Origin of the sequence: Streptosporangium sp. LJ11, from assembly GCF_051918945.1 — a bacterium.
In the GTDB taxonomy this organism is placed as follows: Bacteria; Actinomycetota; Actinomycetes; order Streptosporangiales; family Streptosporangiaceae; genus Streptosporangium.
In genome coordinates, this window is sequence record NZ_JBPXMB010000019.1 from 80,335 (window position 1) to 105,837 (window position 25,503).

The following is a 25,503-nucleotide window of genomic DNA, read 5'->3' on the forward strand; positions in this document are numbered from 1 at the left end:
CGTACGATCATCGCGGCGGCCCTGGGGGCCTCGATAATCTTCGGATGCTGCGATTACTCCTGACGCTCCTGATGGTGACCCTGCTTCTCAGCAGCGGCCACCTCCTCGTCGGACAGTTCACCTTCGATGACCACGCCGCCCGCGCCGTCTGGACCTGGCGGACCAGCGGCGCGGCGGAGATCTGGCGCGACGGCTTCGTCCCGACGGAGGACCTGAGCCAGATGCCGCACGACGTGGAGGAGCAGATCTCGAGTGACGAGGAGTACGGCTTCGCCGTGGCCGGCCCGCTCCCCGCGATTCCCAAGGAGGCGCGGATTCACTGGGATGACGGCTCCACCATGCGGGTCCCCGTGATCGGCGCACGTCAGGCGCTGATCGCACTGTCCCCCTTCGAGATGGAGGCTTCCGTCCGGGACGATCTGGCATACAAGATGACCGCCGCCATCTTCACGACCATGCGCCTGCGGACCCTGCGCGGCATGGCCACCGTCCCGGCGTGGCGGCTGTACTTCTCCAACCTGCCCGGCCCGATCGACCACGTCGCGGTCGACCGGGCCACGCTCGGCACCGTCGAGGACGCCATCGGTGACCACCTGGCTCCCGACTTCCGCGGTTTCGAGGTGCTCGACGAGCGCACGCTGCGGGTGAGCTACGACTACGGCATCTGCCTCGGCTGGAAGAGGCCGACCGTGCACCTGCGGACCGACGAGCGGCACGACGTCGTGGTCCTCGGAATCGAGGTCCGCGAGCGCGGGAACGGCCTGTGCGCGGGCGTCGGCGCATCCGGCGAGGGCGTCGTCCGGCTCCGGGAACCGCTGGGCGGCCGGGTGGTGCTCGATGCGAAGAGCCGGCTTCCCATCTGCCTCCATTGGTCGGGCCCTTGCCACGCCGGGTGACCTGGGGCGCGTCCTGGTACCGACCGCCGCCATCCGGCACGACCGGGCCACCGCCCAGCCCGTCGATCGAACGCGGGACCCGCTCGTCTAGAAGGCTGACAGCCGCCCGGCGAGCCGGTCCAGGCCCTGCCTGATCATCTGCCCGTACCCGTCGTCACCGAGTGCGCCAACGGCGGCACGCCCGCGTTCGAGGTGGTCGCGCGCCCGGTCGAGGTCGCCGAGCCTGCGGTAGGCGTCACCCAGGTTGAGGTGCAGGGAAGGGTAGAAACCGCTCACGGGACCGGCGACACCCGCCTGCCGAGCCCGCTCGTCGGTGACCAGGTCGGCAGCCTCCAGGGCGCGCAGATCCCAGAGCAGTTCCTCCTTCACCTCGTCCTGGACGTCGGCCATCCAGTGAGCGAGAGCGCACCGGTGCAGGGGGTCGCCCGTCACACCGATCTCCTCCCACAGCTCGGAGAACAGCTTCCGGGCGGCCTCTCGTTCACCCCGCCGGCCCAGCTCGACACCTTGGCCGATCCTGGCCATCGTCACGTCGGGCTCGGTCATGCGGTCTCCTCGACAGTCCTCGGCAAAAGGGCAACAGTGATCGGCGACTGTAACGGCCACCACCGACACAAACGCGACCCGCCTCGGCATCGTCGCGCATGGCGCGCGCCCACGAGCTTGGCGGCGCCACCGGTCAGCGACGAGACCGCCGGCACGATCGACGGGATGTGCCGTCACCTCCACCGTGCGTTTCCCTCAGTGGCACGCATGTCAGGGACGGGGACCGCGCCGTGACGGGGGTGACGGAGTCGCGTCGCGATGGGGTGGCGAAGCCGTGTCGTGGTGGGTCGGCAGGGTGAGGAGACGGTCCCGCGCCCGGCCGTCACGGAAGCGGCGCCAGACCGGACTGTCGTGGAAGTGGTTGTCGAAGCGGTCCTGTGAGCCGAGGATCTCCTGTGGGCTCGCCTCCCCGCGGCGCACGCGGTCTCCCAGCCGGAAGTAGTCGAATCGCTCGGCTCCCGGCTTGAAGATCAGCATGTCCACGCCGGTGTGCGCGGGGGTGCTGAACGCGTGCGGGGTCCGGGGCGGCACGAGCAGGAAGTCGCCGGTCTCGACCGTGACGACCTGGTCGCCGGTGAGGACGTGCAGGCCGCCGTCGACGATGTAAAAGATCTCCGGCGCCTCGTTGTGGTAGTGCGGCGGTGGCCCGTCCGTGTCCTTCCCGATCTTGGTGCGGATCGCGCTGACCAGCCTGCCCGTCGTCTCGGCGTCCGCCAGCAGTTCCATCGTGTTCGGCGGGTCGCCGAGGATCTCGGCCTCGCCCGCCCGCACCAGCACCGGCCGGCCGTGGCTGGAATCGGTCTCTGTCACTCGGCGCTCCTCAAAACTAGTTCGTGGTCGGATAGTACGGCTGCTAACTATCTTCTGTCGAATAGAATCCGATGACATGACAGGAGAGGCCGATACCAGCCCAGGAGACGCGATCGACGCGATCCTCGACCAGTGGCGGCGCGAACGCCCCGATCTGGATCTTTCGGCCATGGACGTCCTCGGCCGCCTGGCGTTGCTCACCCGCGTCGTGGAGACGCAGGTGGACGGCATGCTCGCCCGTCACGGTCTCGGACGCGGGGAGTTCGACGTGCTCGCCGCGCTCCGCCGCTCCGGCCCGCCGTACTCGCTGATCCCCTCGGAGTTGTCGGCGACCCTGATGATGTCGCGTGCGGGCATGACCAGCCGGCTGGACCGGCTGGAGACCGCCGGCCTGGTCGAGCGGAGTCTCGACCCCGCCGACCGCCGCAGCTTCCGGGTCACGCTGACCGGCGAAGGCCGGCGGATCATCGACGCCACGCTCACCGACCACGCGGCGACCCTGAAGCGCCTGGTCTCCGGCCTTGCCCCGGAGGATGTCGCCGCGCTGACCCGAATCCTCCGCGCCATGATGGACACCGCTACCTGAGGCTCCCGGATGCGGCCCCGACCACGTCCGGCACTCAGCTCAGACGGACAAATTCAGCGTGGCCGTTCCGGGGTGCCCGGCGGGACGGACCGATGCTCCAACGAGTCTGGGAGGTGTCGGTCCTCATGTCATCGGCACGGTAGCGGCCAGGTCGTCGCTCATCGCGGTGAAGACGACCGGGATCGACGCAACGACCGCCGCAGTGGCGTGACGAAGTTTTCCGTACCGTCCGCAGGACATGACGCCCCTCGTGGGCAGGGAAAGGTGGATGCGGAAAGGAGACAGACCATGCGGGCACGTGGCGAACCCTCGGTCGCGGCTTCCGGTGAATGGAAGGACGAGGACGGCACGCGGTTGCCGGCGGGTGAGGCTCACGCCTGGCGGCCGGGAACCAACCAGACGTTGTGCGGCCTGGCTCTGAGCCGGTCGCGGCTGCGGCGGTTCCACCACGTTCCGTGGACGGACGTGTTCCCCGAGTCAGGCGGTGCCGCCGAGAAGATACGGCGGGTCTGCCCCAAATGCCGGGCGGCGGCCGGGGGCCATTCCGGTCGCGGCTGGAGCAAGACCTGGCACCGCGAGTCTCCCCGCCCCTGAAGCGGTTTTGCAATGGAAGTCGCTCGACCGAGCGAGCGTGCCATGGGCGGTCACGGTCGTTCCTCCAGGAGCAGACCGGCGAGGGCGACGGCGATCAAAGCGATTCACGTGCCTGGCGGCCGGTGCCGCGCACCCCAGTCCCACATCGCCTGGAGGACGGGGCCGAGGTCACGCCCGTGGGAGGTGAGGCTGTAGCGCACCCGGGGCGGCCAGTCGGGCCGGCGGTGGCGATCGAGCACACCTGCCGCGGTCAGGTGCGCCAGCCGATCGGACAGCACCTTGTCCGACAGCGTGGGCAGCGCCTGGCGAAGCTCGCTGAACGTACGGTCGCCCCGCAGCAGCTCACGAATGAGCAGGGTCGTCCAGCGCCCGTGCAGGGTCGCCAGAGTGATCTCCACCGGGCATGACGGGGTGGGTTCGGTGACGTTCGCGCGAGGGTCGTCGGGCAGGCCCGGGAAACCAACCGTTTGGTGAGCCACGAAGGCGCCTCCTAGCGTTGCCGCGTCTGACTGGTTTCTACCTGACCGCGATGTCTACCTGACCGTGATTTCTACCCGACCGGAAGGAAACAGGTCGATGATGCGACAGCTGGCCGAACGCCCCGAGGACGTGCCCGCGGTCTTCGCCGAGCGCTTCAACCACGGTGACGCGAAGGCGGTGGCGGAGGTCTACGAAAGCGGAGCCGTGTTCGTCCCGGAGCCGGGCTCACCGCTGACCGGACAGCGGATCGACGCCGCCAACGGCCGGTTCCTGGCCCTGGGACTGCCGATCACCGTCCGGCCACGGCACGTCTACACCACGGGCGACCTCGCCCTGCTGATCGTCGACTGGGTCATCGACGGCACGTCCCGCGACGGCCGGCCCGTGCACATCCAGGGCACCGCGACCGACGTCGCCCGACGCGGGCAGGACGGGTACTGGAGGTACGCCATCGACAACCCCTTCGGCGTACGGGCGGAAAGCGGCGGCCAGGAAAGTCACTGACGGTCGTCGCCGGTCGTTCACCCGGCCAGACGACGTGCGAGATCAACCGGCTCCGGCAGGCGCAGCACCCGCTCGTCCTGGCTCCACCCCCCGCCCCTCACGCATGGCCCGGACCGTCTTGCCCAGCTCATGGGCGAGACGCGTGGCCTCGTAAGCCTCAGCCGCACCCGGCTCGGCCATCCGGCGATCTCTGAGCTCCTGCCAGCTCTCTCGCTCACTCATATCGCTTCTTCTTCCTCGTCGACGGTATGCGCCAGTCGGACACAGCGACGCATGGCCCGGAGAGCCCGAACTCGAAAGGGGCGCCCACCGCGGATCCCACGACGGCGCCGACGGCCCGCCGAGTACGGCTCATCCCGGCAGCCTGTGACCACCGGTACGCCAGGAAGGCGTGCTGATCGATCTGGAGGGTTACGGGGCGTTCACTCCGCTGCCACTACCGCGGTCGTCGAGGACGAGGGCGGCCCGCCCGTTGACGGTGTAGCGGATGTGCGTGACCTCGGGGGTGTGGATCACCCTGGTGGGCGTGAGCTCGATCGCCTCCTTCTCCGCGAGGTCGAGACCGAGGCCCGCACCAAGGTCGGCGTCGAGCAGGCGCATCCCCCTGCCGAGCACGGTCGGGACGATGTGCAGTTCCAGTTCGTCCAGCAGACCGGCCTGGATGACCTGGCGCAGCAGGGTGCCCCCTCCGGCGACCGCCACGTTCTTGTCCCCCGCGGCGGCGCGTGCCTGCTCCACGGCACTGGCGATGCCGTCGGTCACGTAGGTGAAGCTCGTCCCGCCCTGACGCACCAAGGTCTCGCGGGGGCGGTGGGTCACGACGAACACCGGCGCGCGAAACGGCGGCTCGTCACCCCAGGGGACCTCGCCTCCGTCCGCCATGTTCCGACCCATGACGTAGGCCCCGGCGGCCTCGAACGTCTCGGCCATGATGTCGGAGTTGACGTCCCGTTCGCCGCCCGCGAAGCCCTGCCGTTCACGCCAGGCCGCGGCGTCGATCACCCACCGGGTGACCCGGAAGAAGCCCGCGGCCTCCGCCGACTCCAGCCAGTCCCTCGCCTCGCCGCTGTGTCGCGGGCCGGCGTAGTGGCCGTCGAGTGAGACCGACATCTGTGCCGTCACCTTTGTCATGTCGCTTCGCTCCTGTTCCGGCGGCCCCCTGAATGGGACCCGCTCGGTAGGGAGTCGGAGCCGCGGACCGGATCTCTACCTGCCCGCACCGAAATCTTGACGCCACCGGACGCCCCGACCTCGCGGCGGCAACGTTCGCCGGGTCGTGACGGCGGGGCGGGGTCGGCCGAAATCCGCTTTGGGCCGTGTGGGAGAGGCTCTACCGTGGCAAGGTGGCGACTCAGATGATCATCATCAACGGTGGTTCCAGCTCGGGGAAGTCCGGGATCGTCCGGTGCCTGCAGGCTGTTCTTCCTGATCCGTGGCTGGCGTTCGGCGTCGATTCGCTCGTCGACGCGATGCCCGCGAGGATGCGGGCGTCGGACGAGGGGCTCGAGATCGCGGCTGACGGCGGGGTGAGCGTCGGAGCGGACTTCATGGCGCTGCAGACGGCCTGGATGCGGGGCGTCGCGGCCATGGCCCGTGCCGGCGCCAGGGTCGTCATCGACGACGTCTTTCTCGGTGGAGCCTCGTCCCAGCGGCGGTGGCAGAGGGTTCTGGACGAGCTGGACGTGCTGTGGGTCGGTGTGAGATGTGAGGCCGCGGTCGCCGCGGGCCGCGAGGTCGCACGTGGAGACCGAATCCAAGGCATGGCCGCGTTGCAGGCGGACGTGGTTCACGACGGCGTGGTTTACGGCGTGGAGGTGGACACGACGCATACCGAGTCCCTGGTGTGCGCGCGAACCATCGCCGCCCGTGTCAGCTGATCGACGGATCGGCTCCGGGCCGTCCGGCTTCTGTCCCTCTCGATGGGAATGTCGACGGGAGATGACAGCGCCCGCGCCGTACTGAATTCAGGGAGTGTCGCTCACGCGTGCGCGCCACAGGTCGTCCTGGGTGCCTGTCTTGTGCCAGAGCCGGGCGACGCCGTTCCGGCCGAGGTCGTCGAGCGGGACGAGGAAGTCCGTGGAGAGCGTCCTGGCGAACTCGTCCGCGTCGCCGATGGTCCGGGACGTCCTGTCGTCGGCGCCCAGCCGTCGCAGCGTGCGTGACAGCAGTAACAGCGTGTGACCGGTGATCGGCCGGGCGGCCATGAGCGTGGTGACGTACGCCGACTCGGCGGAGGTCGACATTTCCCGGGAGCGGGCGGCGAAGTCGGCGATCTCGCGCGGTAGCAGCCGGAAGTCGTAGGAGGCGACCGTCCCGCCGGGGTGGTGGTGAAAGCGCCAGGTGTCCGGGTCGAGCCGCTCCAGCCGGTACGTCAGGTCCCCCTGGGTGTGCGGCCCCTCGCGCAGCGGCAGCGGCTCGACGAAGCCGTCCCCGATGCCCGCGTCGGCCAGCCAGCGACGGCCGCCGAGGTCGACCAGCAGCGCGTTGTGGTTGCCCCACATCGCCTCGCCCCGGGCCGCGCGCAGGACGCCGGCCTCCACCATCGTCACCTGGAAGCCCGCGAGGCGCAGCAGCATGGCCAGGCCGGCGTTCTGCTCGTAGCAGTAGCCGCCGCGTCGCCGCCGCACGAGCTTGTCGAACAGCGCGTCCGGTTCGAGACTGATCGGCCTGCCGAGCTGGATGTCGAGGTTCTCGTACGGCACGGCCTGCCGCCAGGCCCGGTGCAGGGCGAACAGCGTCCCCAGGTCGGCGGCCACGGGCCCGTGGTGACCGATCCTGCGCAGTATCGAGTCGATGGTCATCTCCGCCTCCTAAGTGAAAGAAGATCCGCCACTTATCTAACATAAATGAAAGAGACCCATCCGTATACTGCTGGAGTGGAAAACGAGAGTCCCGGCCGCAAGCTCCGGGCCGACGCCCGGCTCAACCGCGAGCAGATCATCGAGGCCGCCCGCGCACTCATCGCCGAGCGCGGCGCCGAGGTGCCGATGGAGGAGGTGGCCCGCCGCGCCGGCGTCGGGACCGCCACCCTCTACCGCCGCTTCCCCGACCGGGAGGCGCTGGTGCGCGGAGTCGCGCTGGACGGCTTCCACCGCGTGGTCGCCATCGCGCGCGACGCCGAGGACGAGGAGCCGGACGCCTGGCGGGCGCTGTCGCGCTTCATCCGCCGAGCCGCCGCCGAGCTGCGGCTGGCCACCTGGCTGTCGATCTGGTTCACCAGCACCTGGGAGCAGCTCCACACCGACCCCGAGGAACGGCGGCTGCGCCACACCCTGCTGAAGATCCTCGACCGGCTCGTCCGCCGCGCCCAGGCCGACGGCGACCTGCGCCACGACGTGGACGCTGGCGACCTGACACTGATGATGGCCCTGCTGCTGCGGCCGATCCCCGGCCTGCGCGCCGAGCTCACCCAGCGCAGCGTGGACCGCTACCTGACGCTCATGCTCGACGGCCTGCGTGCCCACCCGGACATCCAGCAACTGCCCGACGGCGACATCGGCCTGGCCGACCTCGGCGGCGCGGAGCGGCCTGACTGAAGATCGCGGACGCCGCTCCAACGCCGACGGGACGCGCGGGCCGGGCGGCAGTACGGTGTTCTTCAGGGAAGCCACTCCTGCAGCCCAGGGAGATACCCGAGTTCCGACTCGATGCGCCGCCGGTCGTCGACGGTGAGCCCCAGAGCACGCAGATCGGCGGCCCATGGATCGGTGGGCTCGCCGAGGACCATGGCCAGGTCGATGAGGTGGCACAGGGCAATGCCCCGCTCGACCACCGGGGCGGCCGCGCCGTGCCTGCGCACCGCGGACTTGAGCGCGCGGAAAGCCTGCAGATCGTCGTTCTTGAACTCGCGCAGAATCCGGGCGTTGTCGAGCGCCTTGGCCAGGCCCGTCAGCTTCTTCGAACCGCCGTACTCCAGCTCGACCGGCTCGTCGCGCTGGATGAAAATGATCGAGTTGCCGGACGGATCGATCAGGGTGAACCGGGACGCGCCCGGCCGGTAGCGGGTGATCCGCGGAAGGCCGGAACTCAGCACCTTCCCGTGGACCCGGCGCATCGCCGCGACAAACGCTGCGTGGTACGGCGCCACGGCGTCGACCATGACTAGGCAGCCTCCGGACTCCTCCCGGGCCGGGTCCAGCCCCTTGGGCGCCGGGCCGAAGTGCAGGTCGAACCCGCTCCATCGCAGCGCCAGATAGACATAGGGCTTGCTCTGTTTGTAGGTGGCCTCGAACCCCAGCGCCTCATAGAACGCCAAGGTGTCCTCCACCGACGCGCACGGCATCAACGGCACCGTCGTCTCGTTCGGCCGAACCGCAGTCTCGCTCACGTCATTCCGCCTTCCAGATCGTCCGACGAGGCTGGCACCCTTCGGCGAAGCTCGCAGATGGATCGTTCCAAATCGGTGTGCGCCGGTCCTGAAGCACCCTGAGGCATCACCGAGGCGTGCTTCGAAGCTCATCGGGGTCCCAACCGGTGCAGCACCGGGCCGGTTCGTCGGCGCGGCCCGCGTGGTACCGGCTGCGTTCGCCCATAGAGACCTCCAGTTCGGGGACGACCGGCAGGCCGGGAAACTCAGACGGGCAGGTCCCAGCTCGGGCCGCCGGAATGACCCAGCCAGACATCCTGGCGCTCCCCGCTCACGGTGAGCCCGTACGCGGACTGGCGCGGAGATCGACCGCGTCATCTGGCCCCTAACGGATTCTGGACCTCCAATGGGGAACGAGTCCTGGTGGAGACTCTGTCCGCCGAACTGACCGTGACCCAACCACGGGAGACCGCGCGGTACGCCAAAGCGTTCGCCGAGCTCACTGAGCTGGCGGGTACGGCGCGACAGCTCGAACGTTGATCACCTCGGCCATCACTTTCTTGGACGCATGACAGCCTGCTTCGTAGATGGCTGATCAGCCAGTTGGGTGAAGCTCGCTCAGGGGTCCGGTGGGGAGCGCGATCCATCCTTCGGAGCGCGCTGAACGAACTTGGTCTGGCGCCGGAACGGTCACCAGACCTTGAGATGCGGCACGAGCGACGAGTGCGGCGATGACGGCGTCTATTGCGTCATCGGACGTTCGGCAGACCTGTTCGTGGATTCCCAGGTCTAGCCATGGCGCCGCTTCCTGGAGTACATCGACTAGTTGCGCGAGTCCGGCACGATTCGCTAGGCGTTTATAGCGGTTGTAGGGCAGGCCCCAGCATTTGAGCGATGCCGCAGGGTAAACCTCCACCACAACACCGGTGCCACTGCGATCGACCGGCTGCCCTTGCCGGGCAAGCTCCGCGAGTAGAGCTGCGCAGCGCATGGCGGTGTGGCCGATGCGATCAGCGGAGACACTCAAGGGCCTGAGTGCCAGCTCCGAGGTCACCCGGTCAGTGACGCGGAGGGCGAGGTCTCTGCGCCAGTCAATGCCTGCGACTCCGCCGGGCACCTCGACGTGCCCGGTGCGGTGAGCCACGATGAAATCAACGAACTTGTCCGGCCAACCAAGCGGACAGTCGATGCCTGCCTTGTCCGCACTTTTGATCGCCTCGACGATCAGATCATCGCCCGCCTGGATCTTGAGATCGCGGACCCGGGCACCGTCGGTAGACCAATCCAGCCATGCTACCGCTGTCCGGTCCGCTTCCGCCGCAAGGTCAACTCCTATCGTCAGCACCTTCTCACGATAGGAACCCAGTCAACCGCCAACGCGTCGCCTCTACTCAGGTAGCCGCAAGGCTGGCCTGGTGAAAGATGTCTGCGGGAAGCGGGAATGTCAGTTGCCAAAGGATCTGCATTGGCCGGTCGCCTTCGGATGACACGTAGGTCATAGGTCCGGCGTAGAAGAACGGCGGAGCACCGAGGAAGCCGTCTTCCTCTCTGGATTCGCGGAGGAAAAGGTGCACGGTCGAACCACCGTTGACATAGCGCTGACCCGTTGGTGATGACGTCCGCGTGGTGCTCTGCGACTCCCAGTGGAAAAGCGTCGGGCTGATTGCCCGATCGTTGTACATGGTGGTTGGTGAGAAGCCCTCGGTCTTGCGCAAAGTCACAAAGAAGGCGTCGACTACGGCTTCGGGAACCCACTTGACCCCCTCACGAACGTTGCCAGGGCGGTCGACACCAAAAGCTGCCAGTGCTTCGTTCTTGGAGTATCGAGCGTGCAAGCGCAGCGGCAGACCATGGATCTCGCGGGTGACCCGATGCATGCGCTCTTCCAGAATTGACGAAACAGCGCGTAGTTCCTCAGCGCGATAAGGATGATCGGTCAAAAGTTTCAGGACAGCGTTTCCTCCATCGAAGGATTCGTTTCCACCGAGCAAAGCCACGTGCAGCATTGCGAGCAGGCGGGGATCAGCAGTAACGTCGTCACCACGGAGCTGAGCCAGCCGCAGGGGGTCGTCCACATGGAGGAGACGCCCGATGGCCCGACCGATCCTACGGTCGGTCTCCTCGTCAGCCACGGAACGGTTCTCGGCGCGGCGCTGCAGTTCAGCCCAGCCTCCCCTACCGGAACGATAGAGGTCTTCAAGCTCATGACCTGTTTCTGTCAAGAATTCAGCGAGGGAGATCTCAGGCATCGAGCGGAGCTCAGCGACCAGATCATTCCACGAGAGACGCAGAGCACGGCGTATGTTATTAAGAACCATCTCGGTTACCACACTGTCGAGCTGAAGGTGACATCCAGCAGGAAGTGTGGGGTTGGCCAATGCTTCGGGGATCTTACGCCGGGGCACTCCCGTGAGCGCAGATAGTCGCAGGTCAAAGCGGAATTGGGCACGCTGATGCCCAACAAAATCCAGAGCAGTAAGACATGTCTTGTCTGGATCACGCCGGAGACCGCGACCGAGCTGCTGAAGAAAGACCGTGGCACTCTCCGTAGGACGCAGGAAGAGGACAGTATCCACCTCTGGAATGTCTACACCTTCGTTGAACAGGTCCACGGTGAACAGTACGTTGACCTCGCGTTTCCTCAAGCGCTGTACGGCGTGGCGTCGCTCATCGCGTGACGTTTCGCTAGTTATAGCCAGGGAGGGGATGCCGTGCTTAGTGAATTGGTCAGCCATGAAATTGGCATGCTGCACGCTCACACAGAAACCAAGGGCACGCATCCCGCCAGGATGGGCAATCTTGTCTTGTATCGCTTGCAAAATGAGACGGACTCGGGCGTGGTTCCCGGTGTAGAGGTCATTAAGAGCCTTTTCGTCGTAACGTCCACGTTGCCAAGCCACTTCGGCCAACGACACGTCGTCGTGAATGCCGAAGTAGTGGAACGGAGCAAGAAGCTGCTGCTCAAGCGCCTGCCAAAGGCGCAGCTCGTAGGCGATCCGTCCGCCAAAGAACGCTCCAACGTTGATGCCGTCGGCTCGCTCAGGAGTGGCGGTCAGACCAAGGAGGTAACGCGGCTGGAGGTGCTCTAGCAGCCGTCGATATGTAGGAGCTTCTGCATGGTGAAACTCATCCACAATCACCATGTCGAACCGGCCTGGATCGAGCTCATCGAGGTTAACATTGGCCAGCGACTGAACCGAGGCGAAGACATGCCGCCACCTCTTCGGCCGACTACCGGAGACAAGCTTCTCTCCGAACTCCCTATCCCGGAGGGTCTGTCGGAAGGTGGCCTGGCTCTGGTTCAAGATGCTTTCGCGGTGAGCCACGAACAGCATGCTGTCAACCTTCCCAGCAGCGGCCAGTTGCCGGTAGTCGAGTGCAGCAACCACCGTCTTGCCAGTGCCGGTCGCCATAACGACCAAGTTGCGCGCACGGCCATGCACCTCACGCTCGGCTTCGAGTTCCTCCAACGCCTCGGCCTGATACCAGCGCGGGAGCACATCCAGCGTGGCGATCTCCAAAGGAAGTTCAGCTGGGGCTGCCCCGCCTTCGCGCTTGAGCGCCTTAGTTAACCGAGCCCCATCGCGGGCCGGATCGTAGTCTTCGAACGCTGGATCAGCCCAATACTGCTCGAAGGTGGCGGTGAAGGTTGAAAGCAGATGAGCCTGTTCGACCTGAGAGAGTCGCACGTTCCACTCCAGGCCATCCAGCTGCGCGGCCTTCGACAGGTTGGACGAGCCGACGTACGCGGTCGAGAAGCCTGTGTTCCGACGGAACATCCACGCCTTGGCATGGAGCCTGGTGCTGAGCGTCTCGTAAGAAATCTTGACCGTAGCCCCGAGTGCAACCAGACGATCCAGCGCGGTCCTGTCTGTGGCCCCGATGTATGTCGTGGTGATCACTCTGAGCTCACCGCCCCTGGCGATGAACTCCTTGATCGGTCCTTCGATGAGACGCAGGCCGTACCACTTGATGAAGGCGCAGATCAGATCGACCCGGTCGGCGGTCGCAAATTCCCGCATGACCTCGGTGCCGATGCTCGGCTGGCCTCGCCCGTTTACGAGGAGAGCGCTGGCAGACAGTGGGGTCTCAGGCCGGATCAATGGTTCCGGGCGCCCAGGAGCTCCCGACGGTTGCTGCACCTCAGTGAGCAGCTGCCCCGGCTGCGCTATCCGTTCCCCTTCGTCATTAGTGTCGAGAAACGCCTTGATGATGGTCTCAGCGACGTGGTTTGCTCGGTCGATCTGCTGCTCAGGGGACTTGGCTGCACGTAATGCATGGCGCGTCAGGCCGGCGATATGCCGGACGAGATAGTCCTCTGCCTCCACGCGATCAACAGGCATGACCTTCACCAACTCATCTGGAAGCGTTTGCAATCGTTGGTCAAGAGCGTGGGTGACGAGTTGCTCGTAGACGCCAGACGCGAGGTCACTCATAGCCCGGCACCCTAAGCCATAGCTGCGATGTTTGTCCCAGCGATGCATGCGTCATCCATCTAATGGCGCATTTGTCGCTTTTTAGCTGACCGATCAAACGGATCGTCTAACGTGTCACGTGACGTCCGTGAAGGCAGAGGGTCGACAGCAAAGCTTCAGGGACCACGCAGACAAACCTGCCGGTCCTTGACAGCAAGCGAAGCTAGCACTGGCCACCGCGCCAAGTGCAATGAATCGGACATCCCTACACTTCGAGGCAAGCATGCGTATAGCATGTGATCTTAGTATGATCTGACATGAGGTGATTTTTCGTATTTGTCATGCATGAGGTCTACTTCGGTATTACTTTATTCGAAAAAGAAATGACATGACTGCCAACACCATCCAAATAGGCATAAGCGGCAAAGAAGCCGAAAAGGAACTACAGTCTTTCTATAATTGGTTACGGAACGATGAAGACATTCGGCAGCATGCAAGAGTGTCCCTGCGGTGGAGCCCACCTCAAGAAAGCGAGATGGGCACCGCACTAGAAGCTATCGAGCTAGTTCTAAGCAATAGCTTCGAGGTAGCTAACCTCACATTGGCTTATCTCGCCTGGAGGCATACGCGCAGAGAAAAGTCTAAAGTGACATTCAAGCGCGGGGATTTTGAGATTACTATCGAGGGCGACGACGAGGAAAAAATGAAGAAGATAATTCAGTCTTTTAAGAAGGATCCAGAGTGAGGCTTCCCGATCCTCGTCTATCGCGCGCGGTCCTTATTGGAACAAGCAAATACAGCCTTGAGAACATGCCCGATTTACCGGCTGTAGCCAACAACTTAGCAGCCATAAAAGAGTCCCTCTGTGATCACAGAACATGGGGACTTCCGCCGCAAAACTGCAAAGTAATTCCGGAGCCAACTACGCATTCGGAGATGATCGATCCGATCGTAACAGCAGCAGAAGAAGCAACTGATACGTTATTTGTTTATTTCGCAGGGCACGGGCTAGCCGACTCGGAAGCCGGAGAGCTGTATTTAACGCTTACCGACTCGGATAGCGACCTAAGGCGCGTTGCTTTTACGGCTGTTGCCTATGACCATATCCGACGAGCAATCGTGCATAGTAACGCAAGACGGCGAGTAGTTATACTGGATTGCTGTTACAGCGGATATGCCCTTGGAACCATGTCCGGCCACGAAAACAACATGTCGGATCAGGCAAACATTGAAGGCACATGCGTAATAACTTCAGCCTCAAAAACAAAAAAATCCCTAGCACCTCCCGGAGAGCTGTATACAAGCTTCACAGCCGAACTTGTTGAGGTTTTTAAAAACGGAATTGAGGGAAATCCAAGGCGCCTGTCGCTGGACAAGATATTTAACCATATCCATCGCGCACTGCAATCCAAAGCGCGGCCATTGCCACAAATACTTAATCGCAATACGGCTGGACATTTAGAGCTCATCAATAATCGAGCCGTTATTCCTTCGGGGTCGAACCCTCCCGGCTACGGCCATATCCCCGGCATTGAGATAGGGACAGAATTTCCCGACCGGAAAGCGTTGCACGATGCGAAGGTTCACCGCCCTCTACAAGCTGGGATTTGTGGAACTCAGCGCGCAGGCGGTGCAGAATCGATCTGCATATCAGGTGGCTATAAAGATGATCAAGATCACGGTGATCTCATCATCTATACAGGTCACGGAGGCCGGGATCCTGATACCAAGAAACAGGTATTTGACCAGCAAGAAAACGATCCCGGAAACGCTGCCCTGATCGCCAGCCAGATGAGCCGCTTGCCTGTCCGAGTGATTCGTGGAGCAGACGCAGGAACTGAATACTCTCCATCTACCGGATACAGCTACGACGGCCTGTTTACCGTCGCCGACCACTGGTCCACGATCGGTTTGGATGGATTTAGAATTTTACAGTTTCGCTTGGAAGCCCTGAACGACGAATCAGACGCAGAGTATCCAAATACAGAACACCAACACTCCCGGCCACACATTGCCCCTGACCGATGGGAACAAATTTCTCGCGGAATTTACCAAGATCGGCAACTATCTGAGCAAGTTAAAAAGATGTACGACAACGAGTGCCAGATATGCGGAATAGCACTCGAAACGGTTGGAGGGCTACGGTACGCCGAGACTACTCACATTCGCGGTCTGGGCATCCCCCACAACGGCCCAGACACACTGAACAATATTCTATGCCTATGCCCAAATCATCGCATATTGTTTGATCTTGGAGCAGTCACGATCGATGATAATTTCCAAGTCGTCGACGAGATTACCGGGGAACTCATTGACGATCTTCGAGTAACCCCAAAGCATCGCATCGACCTTAATTTCATCAAATATCATCGGAGCTTACATAAAGCGACGCCTTCCCAGGAGAATCATCGCTGATCTCTCTATCCGCTACCCGTTCTCCTCGCTTGTCGGCCGGTTGACTCCGCTACACAAAGATTACAAATACCCTCTGATTAACAGCCCAGATTATTAAATACTCCAGCCTTGACGCTGTTAACGAATTTATGCCATTCATCCCTGGCAAAGCTCAGTGCTAGCCCATTCGGATCCTTACTGTCTCGTACAGCACAGCCTCCGTCAGGAAGGGTTGCCACTTCCACACAGTTGTCCTGCTGAGCACTCTGGCTACTCTTGCGCCAGATGAGCCTTGGAGGGATTCGATCCACCGTCGCCTCTATTCCTGCTGTAGCTGATCAGACAGGGCAGCCACATAACGTACAGACTCCTCGACGGTCAGGGCTGCCGCCACTACCCGGTTAAAAGTGAGCGTATACGCCTGAATCTCCTCCGGTCGCTCCAGGAAGAGATTGTCTGTCGGCGTCTCCAGGTAGACGATCGATGGATCCAGTTCCCCCATGAAGTCCAAGATGACGAACCCGCTCCCCATCGCCGCATGTGCACCGATTGAGTCAGGTAGCACCTGGACAGCGATGTTTGGTCGCATCGCCATGTCAGCAAGATGGCCGAGCTGTTCCGCCATGACCTTGGGACCACCAACCATCTTTCTCAGTGCCGCCTCGTCGATGACAGCCCAGATCTGTGGCGGGTTGTCACGGCTGAGGATCGCCTGCCTGGCCAGACGCGCCTCAACACGTCGCTGGACAGCAGTTTGATCAAGGACCTGTCCGGCCTGGAAGATCGCCGTGGCATAGCCAGCCGTTTGCAGCAGGCCAGGGATGGTTACGAGCTCGATGGTACGGATCTGGGTGGCCTCTGCCTCGAAGCCGGGAAGGCTGCCACCGAACACGTCCTTGTATTTGGCCCACCAGCCTCTTTCTCGGGACTGCCGAGCAAGATCGAGTATCGCCTCACGTACGGCGGGGTCGACGACGCTGTAGAGGTCGAGCAGGAGCCGAACGTTACCGATATCCGGCAGAACCCACTTATTTTGCTCCATGTGGGTGAGGCGACCGCGCGACCATTCCAAGCGCCTGGCCACCTCATCGTGGGTGAGACCCGCCTGCTCGCGTAGTCGGATGAGCTCGGCGCTCAGACGCCGCCGTTTGATGGTCGGACTACCGGTCATCTGCCCTCTTCTCACGTGTTAAGTAAGCGAATCGCACAATCTGCCCGCCGAAACTAGACAATACCGGCGATGAAATTTTGGCCTTGAAAATTCTGCGGCCTGCCCTCACTATGTGAAGAGTATCCATCACGCAGAGTGATCTAGGTGTGACTCTCACCTAACGCACCTTTTGAAACTCTCGCAGAGCAGTCACTCAAAGATGGCGGCCCGATGCGGGCCAAGAGAGAGCTCGGCTCATTCGGTGCCATCACCGGGCCGAGGACGTTGCAGAAAACGGTTCTGCCAGACGAATGGCGTCGTCTGGCAGAACCTCAACCGCACACTGGAGGTGCGACCTGTGTCCAACCCTAGTAGAACCTCAAAGATCATCCGGGTCCGCTGGCATGCCGAGCAGCCGCCCTCGCCCCTCGGCTGCCGCTGGTGCGGCCATCCCCCGTACGCGCATGACGCCGCCAGCCTGCCGCATCGGCCCGATCACCTGTGGGAGCAGCCCACCCCGGCCCAAGTCCGTACCCGCATGACGGCCCGGCGCCGCCTCGGGCTCTGCGGTCGGCTGCCCTCGGCCGTACCGGCCGCACACCCGGTGCCCGCCGCGCCGAATCCATCCACCGCCGTAGCCACGCGCCCGACGAGCCGTCCCTTCGCCGGTTCTCCCGCAGGCAGGGGACGCCACGCGCGACCGGCCGCGATGTCCGCACCGCCGTACGGGCAGCAACTGTACGGACAGCCTTCGTCCAGGCAGCAGCCGTACGGACGGGAGTCGCCGGGTGTACGGCCCTGGCCGGGCAGGCGCGAGTCGTACCGGAAAGGGGTGACGGCATGAGCCCACCACCCGTTGAAACGACCGGCACAACAACGACCGCCGAAACAACGGAAACCCTCCCCGCTCCCCTCTCCTGTGAGCCCGGTGAGGACGACACCGGCGCGCTGGCACTCCGGTTCACCGGCTGGTGCCTCTGGTACGGCAAGGCCACCGAGCGCTGGTGGGCGCTCTCCCCCACCTGGTGCCGGGAGCGCGTCGGCCTGGTCGAGGCCGACACCTTCGCCGAGCTGGTCGGGCGGATGCGGCACATCGAGGACTTCCGCCCACACCCCACCCCCGACCAGCGTGAACGGCCACGGCGTCCTCTCCCCGGGACGGGCTGCCTGACGGCCGTTCCAGAGCCACGACCTGAAGGTGTCGACGGCACCGAGGACGTCAGGTTCGCGGAAAGGGACGCCGGGGGCGAGACGGAAAGGAAGACCGGGGGCGGGAAGAGCATCGCGATCACGAGGAAGGGGGGTGACCGGGATGGCGGGGCGACTCCTCTCCGTGCTCGCCGGCGTGTTCGCTGACCGGCTCCGAGCGACAGCCGACGGCGCCACGGAACCGACCCAGGCGGGAGCGGTATGGTCGCCGCACCTGGGCTACGTACCCGGGTGGTCGACGCCCTCGGATAACGCGGGTCACGCGGGTCACGTACCCGCGAGGTCTCCCGTGATCTCTCAGCGGTTCGGGGCCACCCGCGACCAGGTCAGGCCCGCGCGAAACTTCGTCGCCGAGATCCTCGGGGACGACCACCCGCTGCATGACGACGCCGTGCTCCTCACCAGCGAACTCGCCACCAACGCCGTCGAGCACTCCGCCCAACCAGTTGATACCGGCACCGGGTGGGACGGTACGGGACCGGTCGAGCGGCCAGGGGAGTTCGTCGTCACGGTGGCCTTCCTCCCGCACGGCGTCATCGTCACCGTCCAGGACCCCGGCTCCGCGCGGATCCCCTGCGTAAGGAACTCCGGGCTGGACGCCACGGGCGGCCGGGGACTGATGCTCGTCAACGACCTCGCGACCCGCTGGGGCTTCCATCGCGACGGCACCGGGACCGTCATCTGGTTCGAGCTCGGCTCACCCGGCTGAGAACCCGGACAAGGCCGGTGGACCGGTGTGATGGTGCGAGATCTGGATGGACTCGTACCATCGCACCGGTCCACCGGGAACAACCGCGAGTGACCGTGCGAGGGGGGAACGACCTGCCGGCCGTCCTGGTCGCCGACGGATTCGAGGTCGAACTCGCCGCCCCCCGAAACATCACCTCAGGACTGAAGCCGCCCCACGGCTCCGGCCGAGCCCATGCGGCATGCGACACATGCCGCGGCGTGGCCACTGTCGTGAGTGATCGCTATCCTGGCACCTCCCGACAGGGGTGGAAAACCAGTGGATCCGGTTACACCTGAGATGATCGAACACTACACGCGCTTCTTGAAAGATCTTGGCGACCTGTCCGCGGTGCGGGGCCTGATGAACACCGATTCGATGTTCTGGATGGTCGTACGGGGTCGTGACACGCCGCTGACGGTCACCGAGGTCGCGTGCCGGCTGGGTGCCGACCCCAGCACGATCGTTCCGCGCCTTCCGGTGGATCTGCCGGACACCGGCTATGTGGCGCTGGAGCAAAGCGAGCGTGGCGTGATCCTCATAGCGAGCGTCGGTTTCTCGCCCACCACCCCGGGAGCGTGGGCCAGGCTGACCGAAAACGCTCAAGCGTGGGGTTTTTGGTGGTTGATCAACAATGCCAATGAGTTGTGCTACGGCGCCGACGGCGCTCTTGTCACCACGCTGGACATCCTGCATCCCCAGCCGTCGGGATGCACCGGCCAGAACCCGCGGGGATTGGACGCCTACCTGGGCGCACTCCGGATGCTCGCCGAACGGAAGATGACCGACGCCGAAACGGGCGTGCCGTACCCCGATCAATATCGCGACTGGGAGACGGCCCTGGCGACCGTGGAAGCGATGAGCGGCGTACGCCTGGACCTTGACCGGCTCGTCCGGGAGCAGCAGTCGGTCTACGCCCCGGCGCTGGACTTGTAGCTCAAGCGTGCTCGTCTCCGCCGAGCGGGGCGACGCCTCCGCGCCTTGACCGTCGCCACCTGTCCGGCGTCACGTGATTTCAGCGTCTTCGGGCTCGTCCGGCGCCGTTGGCCGGTCGCGCCGGTCTCAACAGGTGCTGCCCTCGTGGTAGGGCCGGGGTCAGCCGTCGCCCTGGTCCAGAGCGTGGCGCAGGTAGAACTCGGGCTTGGCCAGGTAGCGGCGCCAGTGGTCGACCACTTGGAGTTTGTCCCACTCGGTGGTGTGGATCCCGTGGTCGTCGAGTTCGAGGGTCTGGGCGCCGGGCAGGCTGGCGAGGATCGGCGAGTGGGTGGCACAGATGATCTGGCCGCCCTCGCCGCGTACCCGGTCCATCAGGCTGAGCAGCCGCAGGCACGAGGTGAACGACAGGGCCGCCTCCGGCTCGTCCATCATGTACAGGCCGGGGGCCGACCACCATCCGTTCGAGAACCGTGAAAAATCCCTCACCGCCTGGTCGAGGATGTGCGCGGCGGCCGATCCCTTTTCCCCGCCGCCCGCCGTGGACGGATCACCTCCGTGCGAAGCGGCGCCGCGTACGGCGGACCGCGGCCCTCCTCCACCACGGCGCCAACGGCACCGCACGCCGGTAATGTCGCGGAATGCGCGTCCACCAGTATGTCTACTTCGCGTTGTTCAGCCGGTACACCTCCGCGGAGGAGATGGCGCGGTGGCTGGGCGTCGAGCCTGACGAGGTCACGGTCCGGGGAGGCCGCGGCGCCGAGCCGGTCAGGCCGGTCAGCCACAGCTGGAAGATCGTATGCCGTGAGCCTGACCTGCGGGTCGACGAGCAGGTATCCCGTGTTCTGGACCGGCTCCGGCCCCATACCGGCCGCATCGCCGAACTCGCCGGACGTCTTCGCGCCGAAGACGCGGAACACGGCGGCGCGGTCTTCGAGGTCGTGCGCCGTCTCGACGGGCATGAGGGGAACCCTCCGCGATCCCTCTCGAGCACCGTGGATCCGGGGTCACCTCGGGAGCCCAACCTGCTCGGCTGGCACCTTGACCTCGACGTGCGGTGCTTCCTGACCGCCACCGGTGCCGCCCTGGACGTCGACGAGTACGACATGACCTAGACCGGCATCTGCCTGGGCCGTGCGACACCCACCTTCCGCACGACCTCCTGGCCCGCGGCGAGCCGAACGGCGCGCGAGCCGGGGCGTACCGCACCCACCCCCTCGACGAACGGCCGCCCGGGGGCAGGCCGATCGAGAGTGTGCGTGGTTTTGTCGGACGCCTGCGGCAGGCTGCCCCCGACCGGCCGGAGTTGGATCTACCGAGGGACGCGCATGGCACGCATGCTCCGCAGCATCGACGAAGAGGTCTACGTGCAGTACGGGATGTTCGCCCTGGCGGGCGCCGACCTTGAGGAGTGGAGCAGCCCGGAGGGCTACCACTTCGTGGCGGATGTCCGGATGGAGGCGTGGGACGGTGAGCCGCCGCCCCCCGGGGGCTCCTGGACGCCGGTCGACCAGGCGACCTTCGTGGCGGACAGCGGTGTCGTACACCTGTCCCTGATGATGGAGGAGCGTGGCCACGACTTCCTCATCGGGCCGCCGTGTTTCGAGTACGGGATGGCGATGCACTTCGAGTCGCTCACCCAGGACGGCGAGCCGGGTGAGGACACGGACGAGGACGAGGACACGGACGCCCCCGAGGAGCGGTGGCTGCTGCGTTTCTGGCCGATCCGTGACGTGTTCGATCCGCTGCTGCACCTGCCGGCCGCGCCGTACATCATGCCGGCGCCGGAAGGGGACGTCCCCCCGTCGTTCTCGCCTGAGCTGCGGCCTCCACCGCTCAGGCCCCGGTCGGTGCCCGTGCCCGTGTCGGCCGCCCAGGACTGGGCCGCGATGCGGGTCGATCCTTCCCGGCGGACCTTCGAGGAGTGGCTGAGCGCGAAGGAGGAGAAGCTCCGCGGGAAGGGCGTGACGATTTACGAGTGGCTGCGGGCGCGGGGCGTCGAGATCGAGGACGGGACCGAGGTCACGCCGGAGAGCGTCGCCCGTCCCGAGGACCGGCCCGGCCGGTTCGCCGATCCCCTCATCGACCGCTACTACGCGCGGCAGGAGGCCTTGGAACTCCTTCCGCACCATTTCTCCGACGATGAACCGGATGAGCAGGAGGAGCAGCTGCGGGAGATGTCCGACGCCGAGCGCATCGCCGAGGAGTTGAATCCGGAGAATTCCCGTAGTTTCTCCATGGTCTACGAAGGCAGGGGAGACATGTCGCCGGGGATCAGCCGTCGCCTCTGGCGGTGGGAGGACGCCATCGGTGGGCAACCGTCCAGTGGTGATCTCACCGTCGACCGGCAGGTGCACGCCCGCGATCCGCACGGTCGCCGGATCTTCGTCTCGGGCATCGTGACCGTGCTCCGTTCGGAGCGGTTCACCGGACGCGCCAACCACTACGTGGTCAGGGACGCCGAACCACACGAGGCGGCCCGCGTCCTGTGCGCCGAGGCCACCTGGCAAGACCGGTAGTACGGCCGGGGAAGCGCAAGGCCAGAATTGTCCGTCCTACGAGGAGGGGAAGCTCACCTTACGGACGGCCGGCAGCCGCGGCGGCGAGGTCTTCGGCCGGCAGCCAGTGTGCGGTGGGCTCGTAGTGAAGCCATCCCTCCTGCAGGGCAGTGGTGGTGGCGGTGTGCAGGAGCCGATTCAGGAGCGGATGGTGGTTGCGGCGCCGCCAGACCAGCGACCACGGGTAGAGCGGGGTGGGATCGACCAGCGGGATCAGCGCCGTGTCCGCGATGTCGGCGGTCTGGGCGTTGGCGTCGATCAGCCACACACGGTCGGTACGGGCGTGGATCTGCGCCACCACCTGCTCCAGCGTGGCCAGCGCCGGCCCGATGGCCAAAGGGATGGCGAAGTGGTCACTGAAGGCGCGCAGATAGCCGTCCAGCTCGGTGGCGCCCGCCAGGGCCGGTGTCCAGATCCCGCAGGAACGCAGGTCGACCGGGCGCAGGCGGGACCGCGCCGCCAGCTGATGACGGCGTGACATCAGCGCGTACAGCGGCTCGAACCTCAGGGGCTGATGAGCCAGGTCCTCCAACCGGGAGGGGGCGAGGCCGTGCACCCGGCCGAAGGCCACGTCGATCTCGGCACGCCGCAGCGCCGACAGAGCGGTCCCCAGGCTGTGCCGGCTGCTCAGTTCCAGCGGCAGGTCGACCAGGTCGATCAGCCAGCGCAGCAGAAAGGAGCCGGCGATCGGGCGGAAGGTGTCGAGCCGCAGCGGACGGCAGTCGAGCCGGGCGGCGGCCACGATCTCCTCGGCCGCGGCCAGGGTCTGGCGCGTCAGGGGCAGCAGCCGCCGTCCCAGGTCGGTCAGCTCGACGAGGTGATGACCGCGCACGAAAAGCGATCCGCCCAGGGTCTCCTCCAGGCGTCGGACACGAAGCGACAGCGCCTGCTGGGTGAGGCACAGCCGGGCCGCGGCCCGTCCGAAGTGCAGCTCTTCGGCGGTCGTGACGAACGCCTGAAGCTGTCGAAGGTCGAGATCCACCCCCACACGCTGCAGCGACAAGCAACGCTTGTCAAGAAGGGAAGGTTTTGTTGGACACCGCACGCCGGTGAGCGATGGGGTGGACCTCATGGATGAGGACACCCGGTCGGGCGAACCGGTCCGAGACACGACCGTCCGAGACACGACCGCCACCGCCGACGTGACCGGTACGGCCGGGGACGGCGCGGCGGATCCGCGCCGCTGGCGCGCGCTGGCGGTGCTGGCGACGGTGCAGTTCATGTTCACCGTGGACAGCTCGATCGTGAACGTCGCGCTGCCCTCGCTGCAACGTGACCTGGGTGCCTCGACGGCGGACCTCGCCTGGGTGGTCAACGCCTATGTCGTGACCGCGGGCGGGCTGCTGCTGCTCGGCGGGCGGCTGGCCGACCTGTGGGGCAGGCGCCGCCTGTTCCTGCTGGGCACGGCGATCTTCGCGCTGGCGTCACTGGCCAGCGGGCTCGCGGCGAACACCGGCATGCTGGTGGCCAGCCGGTTCGGGCAGGGCCTGGGCGAGGCGCTGGCAGCGCCGGCCGCCCTGTCGATCATCGTGCTGACCTTCCGCGACGGTCGTGAGAAGGCCCGCGCCCTGGCGATCTGGGGAGGGCTGAGCGGACTGGGCGCGACGGTGGGGGTGTTGCTGTCCGGGGCACTGACCGAACTGGCGGGCTGGCGCTGGATCTTCCTGATCAACCTGCCGGTCGCCGCGGTGGCGTTGCTGCTCGCGCCGCGGCTGGTGAAGGCGCGGCCGGGCGGCGGTGACGGCCGCGGGGTGGACTGGGCGGGGGCGGTACTCGTCACGACCGGCCTGATCGCGCTCATCTCCGCCCTGCTGTCGGCCGGTCAGGCCGGGTGGAGCGCCTCGACCACCCTCCTCCCTCTGGGCGCGGGGCTGGCCGCGCTGGCCGCCTTCCTCGTCGTGCAGGCGCGGGCCGCCTCGCCGCTGGTGCCGCCGCGCTTCTTCGCGAGCCGCGTCCGCCTGTCGGCGAACCTGGCGACGGTCACGCTGGCCAGCGGGATGGCGGCGACGATGTTCCTGCTCACCCTGTACATGCAGAACGTGCTCGGCTACCGGCCGCTGGCCACCGGGCTGGCCTACCTGCCGTTCTGCGTGGCCTTCCTGGGCGGGCTGATGCTCTCCACCGTGTTGACCGCCCGGCTCGGTACCGCGCTCACCAGCGGCGCCGGTCTCGTCCTCAGCGCCGCGGGCATGCTGTACGTCGCGCTGAGGATGTCGGTCGCCGGCGGTTACGCCGGTGACGTGCTGCCCGCCATGGTGATGATCGCCGCGGGGCTGGGGATCGCCTTTCCCGCGCTGCAGAACGCGGCGCTGCACGGAGTGACCGACGAGGACGCCGGACTCGGTTCCGGGGTGCAGACGACCATGCAGCAACTGGGCAGCGCCCTGGGGCTGGCCGTCTTCGCCGCGATCGCGATAGGTCGTACCGGCGCGGCGCTGGAGGCCGGCGACTCCTCCCCGGCGGCGGCCGTCAGCGGCTACCGGTGGGCCTTCCTGGCCGCGGCGGGCGCTCTGGTCCTGGCCTCCGTGCTGGTGTCGGCGACGGTGTGGCGTACCGGAGCGGATCGTACGAGAAAGCCCGCCGTATGACCGAGGGCGAGGAACTCCGCGGCGGCATGAACGTGGTGCGCCGGTACGGCGACACCGTCCACCGCCCGGCCTCCGCGGCGTCGCCGGCGATCCACCGGCTGCTGCGGCACGTGCGCGCGCGGGGCTTCGACGGCGCCCCCGAGCCGCTGGGCCTCGACGCCGACGACGAGGTGCTGACCTTCCTGCACGGACAGGTGCACCAGGCGCTCCCCTCCGAGCTGCGCACGTCCGAACTCCTGGACTCGGCGGCCATGCTGCTGCGCCGCTTCCACGACGCGAGCGCCACGTTCGAAACCGGTCCCGGCGACCGGTGGTGGCTGCCCGCGCGTTCGCCCGCCGAGGTCATCTGCCACGGCGACGCCGCGCCGTACAACTGCGTGGTGCGCGAGGGCACGGTCGTGGGCCTCATCGACTTCGACGCCGCGCACCCGGGCCCGCGCATGTGGGACGTGGCGTACGCGGTCTACCGGTTCGCTCCCCTGCACTCGCCGGACAATCCCGACAGCTACGGAAGCCCCGCGGAGCAGGGGCGCCGGGCGGCCCGCTTCTGCCGCGCCTATGGCATTCCCGCCGACGCCGCGCTCCTCGACATCGTGGCCGACCGGCTGCGCGCCCTCATCGACTTCATGCGTGCCCAGGCGAAACGGGGCAACGAGGCGTTCCAGTCCCACATCGACGGCGGCCACGCCGACCTGTACGAGGCCGACATCCGCTACCTCGCCGCGAACCGCGACCTCCTGCTCAGGGCCTTCGACGAGGAGTGACGGTGCCGCGCCGTTCGTCCGACCGGCCGCCGTCGCCGAACTC

27 protein-coding genes are annotated in these 25,503 nt (G+C 65.9%); 15 read left to right on the top strand and 12 right to left on the bottom strand.

The features are described from left to right. The first annotated feature begins 44 nt into the window (after positions 1-44). Positions 45-896 carry a hypothetical protein gene (locus tag ACTOQ3_RS26810; RefSeq protein ID WP_440086151.1) on the top strand — a complete coding sequence of 284 codons (852 nt, stop codon included), beginning with the start codon at positions 45-47 and terminating at the stop codon, positions 894-896. Positions 897-983: 87 nt separating this feature from the next. Here the strand turns inward: ACTOQ3_RS26810 and ACTOQ3_RS26815 are convergent, their stop codons facing one another. Then, the gene (locus tag ACTOQ3_RS26815) at positions 984-1,442 is read right to left on the bottom strand and encodes a hypothetical protein (RefSeq protein ID WP_440086152.1); all 459 of its coding nucleotides are present in this window, start codon (positions 1,440-1,442) and stop codon (positions 984-986) included. Between the two features lie 210 nt (positions 1,443-1,652). Further along, entirely contained in the window at positions 1,653-2,252 is a 600-nt protein-coding gene (locus ACTOQ3_RS26820; protein ID WP_440086153.1) for a cupin domain-containing protein, read from the bottom strand. A 76-nt stretch (positions 2,253-2,328) separates the two neighbouring features. Between ACTOQ3_RS26820 and ACTOQ3_RS26825 the strand changes: the two genes are divergently transcribed. After that, the gene (locus ACTOQ3_RS26825) at positions 2,329-2,838 is read left to right on the top strand and encodes a MarR family winged helix-turn-helix transcriptional regulator (RefSeq protein ID WP_440086154.1); all 510 of its coding nucleotides are present in this window, start codon (positions 2,329-2,331) and stop codon (positions 2,836-2,838) included. A 288-nt stretch (positions 2,839-3,126) separates the two neighbouring features. Then, positions 3,127-3,432, top strand: a complete 306-nt coding sequence (locus ACTOQ3_RS26830; protein WP_440086155.1) for a hypothetical protein — start codon at positions 3,127-3,129, stop codon at positions 3,430-3,432. Positions 3,433-3,536: 104 nt separating this feature from the next. On the opposite strand, the gene ACTOQ3_RS26835 is transcribed toward ACTOQ3_RS26830, so the two are convergent. Next, a complete protein-coding gene (locus ACTOQ3_RS26835; protein WP_440086156.1) occupies positions 3,537-3,911 on the bottom strand; it encodes a winged helix-turn-helix transcriptional regulator in 375 nt (124 codons plus the stop codon). A gap of 97 nt (positions 3,912-4,008) precedes the next feature. Between ACTOQ3_RS26835 and ACTOQ3_RS26840 the strand changes: the two genes are divergently transcribed. Further along, positions 4,009-4,416 carry a YybH family protein gene (locus tag ACTOQ3_RS26840; protein ID WP_440086157.1) on the top strand — a complete coding sequence of 136 codons (408 nt, stop codon included), beginning with the start codon at positions 4,009-4,011 and terminating at the stop codon, positions 4,414-4,416. A 411-nt stretch (positions 4,417-4,827) separates the two neighbouring features. Here the strand turns inward: ACTOQ3_RS26840 and ACTOQ3_RS26845 are convergent, their stop codons facing one another. After that, positions 4,828-5,547, bottom strand: a complete 720-nt coding sequence (locus ACTOQ3_RS26845; protein WP_440086158.1) for a dihydrofolate reductase family protein — start codon at positions 5,545-5,547, stop codon at positions 4,828-4,830. Positions 5,548-5,732: 185 nt separating this feature from the next. Here ACTOQ3_RS26845 and cpt point away from each other — a divergent pair, with 185 nt between their 5' ends. Continuing rightward, entirely contained in the window at positions 5,733-6,293 is a 561-nt protein-coding gene (cpt, locus tag ACTOQ3_RS26850) for a chloramphenicol phosphotransferase CPT (RefSeq protein ID WP_440086159.1), read from the top strand. Positions 6,294-6,380: 87 nt separating this feature from the next. Here the strand turns inward: cpt and ACTOQ3_RS26855 are convergent, their stop codons facing one another. Then, complete coding sequence (locus ACTOQ3_RS26855) at positions 6,381-7,217, bottom strand: arylamine N-acetyltransferase family protein (RefSeq protein WP_440086160.1); 837 nt, start codon at positions 7,215-7,217, stop codon at positions 6,381-6,383. 75 nt (positions 7,218-7,292) lie between these two features. On the opposite strand from ACTOQ3_RS26855, the gene ACTOQ3_RS26860 reads away from it, so the two are divergent. Next, entirely contained in the window at positions 7,293-7,952 is a 660-nt protein-coding gene (locus ACTOQ3_RS26860) for a TetR/AcrR family transcriptional regulator (RefSeq protein ID WP_440086161.1), read from the top strand. Positions 7,953-8,014: 62 nt separating this feature from the next. Here ACTOQ3_RS26860 and ACTOQ3_RS26865 read toward each other — a convergent pair whose 3' ends face one another. The 3 genes from ACTOQ3_RS26865 to ACTOQ3_RS26875 all read right to left on the bottom strand — a co-directional run bounded on the left by ACTOQ3_RS26865 (position 8,015) and on the right by ACTOQ3_RS26875 (position 13,158). Next, complete coding sequence (locus tag ACTOQ3_RS26865; protein WP_440086162.1) at positions 8,015-8,743, bottom strand: glyoxalase; 729 nt, start codon at positions 8,741-8,743, stop codon at positions 8,015-8,017. Positions 8,744-9,317: 574 nt separating this feature from the next. Continuing rightward, positions 9,318-10,067, bottom strand: a complete 750-nt coding sequence (locus ACTOQ3_RS26870; protein WP_440086163.1) for a DUF429 domain-containing protein — start codon at positions 10,065-10,067, stop codon at positions 9,318-9,320. Between the two features lie 46 nt (positions 10,068-10,113). Further along, positions 10,114-13,158 (bottom strand): DUF3427 domain-containing protein, encoded by a 3,045-nt coding sequence (locus ACTOQ3_RS26875; protein ID WP_440086164.1) that lies wholly within the window; start codon positions 13,156-13,158, stop codon positions 10,114-10,116. Between the two features lie 367 nt (positions 13,159-13,525). On the opposite strand from ACTOQ3_RS26875, the gene ACTOQ3_RS26880 reads away from it, so the two are divergent. Next, the gene (locus tag ACTOQ3_RS26880; protein WP_440086165.1) at positions 13,526-13,882 is read left to right on the top strand and encodes an effector-associated constant component EACC1; all 357 of its coding nucleotides are present in this window, start codon (positions 13,526-13,528) and stop codon (positions 13,880-13,882) included. Beyond that, positions 13,879-15,552, top strand: coding sequence for a caspase, EACC1-associated type (locus tag ACTOQ3_RS26885; RefSeq protein WP_440086166.1), 1,674 nt, complete (start codon positions 13,879-13,881; stop codon positions 15,550-15,552). The genes ACTOQ3_RS26880 and ACTOQ3_RS26885 overlap by 4 nt, the downstream gene beginning before the upstream one ends. Positions 15,553-15,629: 77 nt before the next feature. Here ACTOQ3_RS26885 and ACTOQ3_RS26890 read toward each other — a convergent pair whose 3' ends face one another. Together ACTOQ3_RS26890 and ACTOQ3_RS26895 are read right to left on the bottom strand one after the other, a co-directional pair. Continuing rightward, on the bottom strand, positions 15,630-15,842 hold the full coding sequence (locus ACTOQ3_RS26890; RefSeq protein ID WP_440086167.1) for a DUF397 domain-containing protein: 213 nt from the start codon (positions 15,840-15,842) through the stop codon (positions 15,630-15,632). A gap of 8 nt (positions 15,843-15,850) precedes the next feature. Next, positions 15,851-16,702, bottom strand: a complete 852-nt coding sequence (locus tag ACTOQ3_RS26895) for a helix-turn-helix domain-containing protein (RefSeq protein WP_440086168.1) — start codon at positions 16,700-16,702, stop codon at positions 15,851-15,853. 819 nt (positions 16,703-17,521) lie between these two features. Here ACTOQ3_RS26895 and ACTOQ3_RS26900 point away from each other — a divergent pair. The 3 genes from ACTOQ3_RS26900 to ACTOQ3_RS26910 all read left to right on the top strand — a co-directional run bounded on the left by ACTOQ3_RS26900 (position 17,522) and on the right by ACTOQ3_RS26910 (position 19,553). Next, entirely contained in the window at positions 17,522-18,037 is a 516-nt protein-coding gene (locus ACTOQ3_RS26900) for a hypothetical protein (RefSeq protein WP_440086169.1), read from the top strand. Between the two features lie 142 nt (positions 18,038-18,179). Beyond that, the gene (locus ACTOQ3_RS26905) at positions 18,180-18,599 is read left to right on the top strand and encodes an ATP-binding protein (protein ID WP_440086170.1); all 420 of its coding nucleotides are present in this window, start codon (positions 18,180-18,182) and stop codon (positions 18,597-18,599) included. A gap of 318 nt (positions 18,600-18,917) precedes the next feature. After that, positions 18,918-19,553 carry a hypothetical protein gene (locus ACTOQ3_RS26910; RefSeq protein WP_440086171.1) on the top strand — a complete coding sequence of 212 codons (636 nt, stop codon included), beginning with the start codon at positions 18,918-18,920 and terminating at the stop codon, positions 19,551-19,553. Positions 19,554-19,712: 159 nt separating this feature from the next. On the opposite strand, the gene ACTOQ3_RS26915 is transcribed toward ACTOQ3_RS26910, so the two are convergent. Further along, entirely contained in the window at positions 19,713-20,039 is a 327-nt protein-coding gene (locus ACTOQ3_RS26915) for a hypothetical protein (protein ID WP_440086172.1), read from the bottom strand. 152 nt (positions 20,040-20,191) lie between these two features. Between ACTOQ3_RS26915 and ACTOQ3_RS26920 the strand changes: the two genes are divergently transcribed. Together ACTOQ3_RS26920 and ACTOQ3_RS26925 are read left to right on the top strand one after the other, a co-directional pair. Further along, a complete protein-coding gene (locus tag ACTOQ3_RS26920; RefSeq protein WP_440086173.1) occupies positions 20,192-20,665 on the top strand; it encodes a DUF4279 domain-containing protein in 474 nt (157 codons plus the stop codon). 213 nt (positions 20,666-20,878) lie between these two features. After that, entirely contained in the window at positions 20,879-22,069 is a 1,191-nt protein-coding gene (locus ACTOQ3_RS26925) for a hypothetical protein (protein WP_440086174.1), read from the top strand. Positions 22,070-22,127: 58 nt separating this feature from the next. Here ACTOQ3_RS26925 and ACTOQ3_RS26930 read toward each other — a convergent pair whose 3' ends face one another. Beyond that, positions 22,128-23,111 (bottom strand): LysR family transcriptional regulator, encoded by a 984-nt coding sequence (locus ACTOQ3_RS26930; protein WP_440086175.1) that lies wholly within the window; start codon positions 23,109-23,111, stop codon positions 22,128-22,130. Positions 23,112-23,178: 67 nt separating this feature from the next. On the opposite strand from ACTOQ3_RS26930, the gene ACTOQ3_RS26935 reads away from it, so the two are divergent. Together ACTOQ3_RS26935 and ACTOQ3_RS26940 are read left to right on the top strand one after the other, a co-directional pair. Next, positions 23,179-24,696 (top strand): MFS transporter, encoded by a 1,518-nt coding sequence (locus ACTOQ3_RS26935; protein WP_440086176.1) that lies wholly within the window; start codon positions 23,179-23,181, stop codon positions 24,694-24,696. Continuing rightward, the gene (locus tag ACTOQ3_RS26940; RefSeq protein ID WP_440086177.1) at positions 24,693-25,460 is read left to right on the top strand and encodes a phosphotransferase; all 768 of its coding nucleotides are present in this window, start codon (positions 24,693-24,695) and stop codon (positions 25,458-25,460) included. The genes ACTOQ3_RS26935 and ACTOQ3_RS26940 overlap by 4 nt, the downstream gene beginning before the upstream one ends. Positions 25,461-25,503: the final 43 nt, after the last annotated feature.

Coding starts and splice junctions, on each gene's coding strand:
- ACTOQ3_RS26810 (WP_440086151.1), top strand. CDS start 45: ATGCTGCGATTACTCCTGACGCTCCTGATGGTGACCCTGCTTCTCAGC.
- ACTOQ3_RS26815 (WP_440086152.1), bottom strand. CDS start 1,442: ATGACCGAGCCCGACGTGACGATGGCCAGGATCGGCCAAGGTGTCGAG.
- ACTOQ3_RS26825 (WP_440086154.1), top strand. CDS start 2,329: ATGACAGGAGAGGCCGATACCAGCCCAGGAGACGCGATCGACGCGATC.
- ACTOQ3_RS26830 (WP_440086155.1), top strand. CDS start 3,127: ATGCGGGCACGTGGCGAACCCTCGGTCGCGGCTTCCGGTGAATGGAAG.
- ACTOQ3_RS26840 (WP_440086157.1), top strand. CDS start 4,009: ATGATGCGACAGCTGGCCGAACGCCCCGAGGACGTGCCCGCGGTCTTC.
- ACTOQ3_RS26845 (WP_440086158.1), bottom strand. CDS start 5,547: ATGACAAAGGTGACGGCACAGATGTCGGTCTCACTCGACGGCCACTAC.
- ACTOQ3_RS26855 (WP_440086160.1), bottom strand. CDS start 7,217: ATGACCATCGACTCGATACTGCGCAGGATCGGTCACCACGGGCCCGTG.
- ACTOQ3_RS26875 (WP_440086164.1), bottom strand. CDS start 13,158: ATGAGTGACCTCGCGTCTGGCGTCTACGAGCAACTCGTCACCCACGCT.
- ACTOQ3_RS26880 (WP_440086165.1), top strand. CDS start 13,526: ATGACTGCCAACACCATCCAAATAGGCATAAGCGGCAAAGAAGCCGAA.
- ACTOQ3_RS26895 (WP_440086168.1), bottom strand. CDS start 16,702: ATGACCGGTAGTCCGACCATCAAACGGCGGCGTCTGAGCGCCGAGCTC.
- ACTOQ3_RS26900 (WP_440086169.1), top strand. CDS start 17,522: ATGAGCCCACCACCCGTTGAAACGACCGGCACAACAACGACCGCCGAA.
- ACTOQ3_RS26910 (WP_440086171.1), top strand. CDS start 18,918: ATGATCGAACACTACACGCGCTTCTTGAAAGATCTTGGCGACCTGTCC.
- ACTOQ3_RS26920 (WP_440086173.1), top strand. CDS start 20,192: ATGCGCGTCCACCAGTATGTCTACTTCGCGTTGTTCAGCCGGTACACC.
- ACTOQ3_RS26925 (WP_440086174.1), top strand. CDS start 20,879: ATGGCACGCATGCTCCGCAGCATCGACGAAGAGGTCTACGTGCAGTAC.
- ACTOQ3_RS26935 (WP_440086176.1), top strand. CDS start 23,179: ATGGATGAGGACACCCGGTCGGGCGAACCGGTCCGAGACACGACCGTC.
- ACTOQ3_RS26940 (WP_440086177.1), top strand. CDS start 24,693: ATGACCGAGGGCGAGGAACTCCGCGGCGGCATGAACGTGGTGCGCCGG.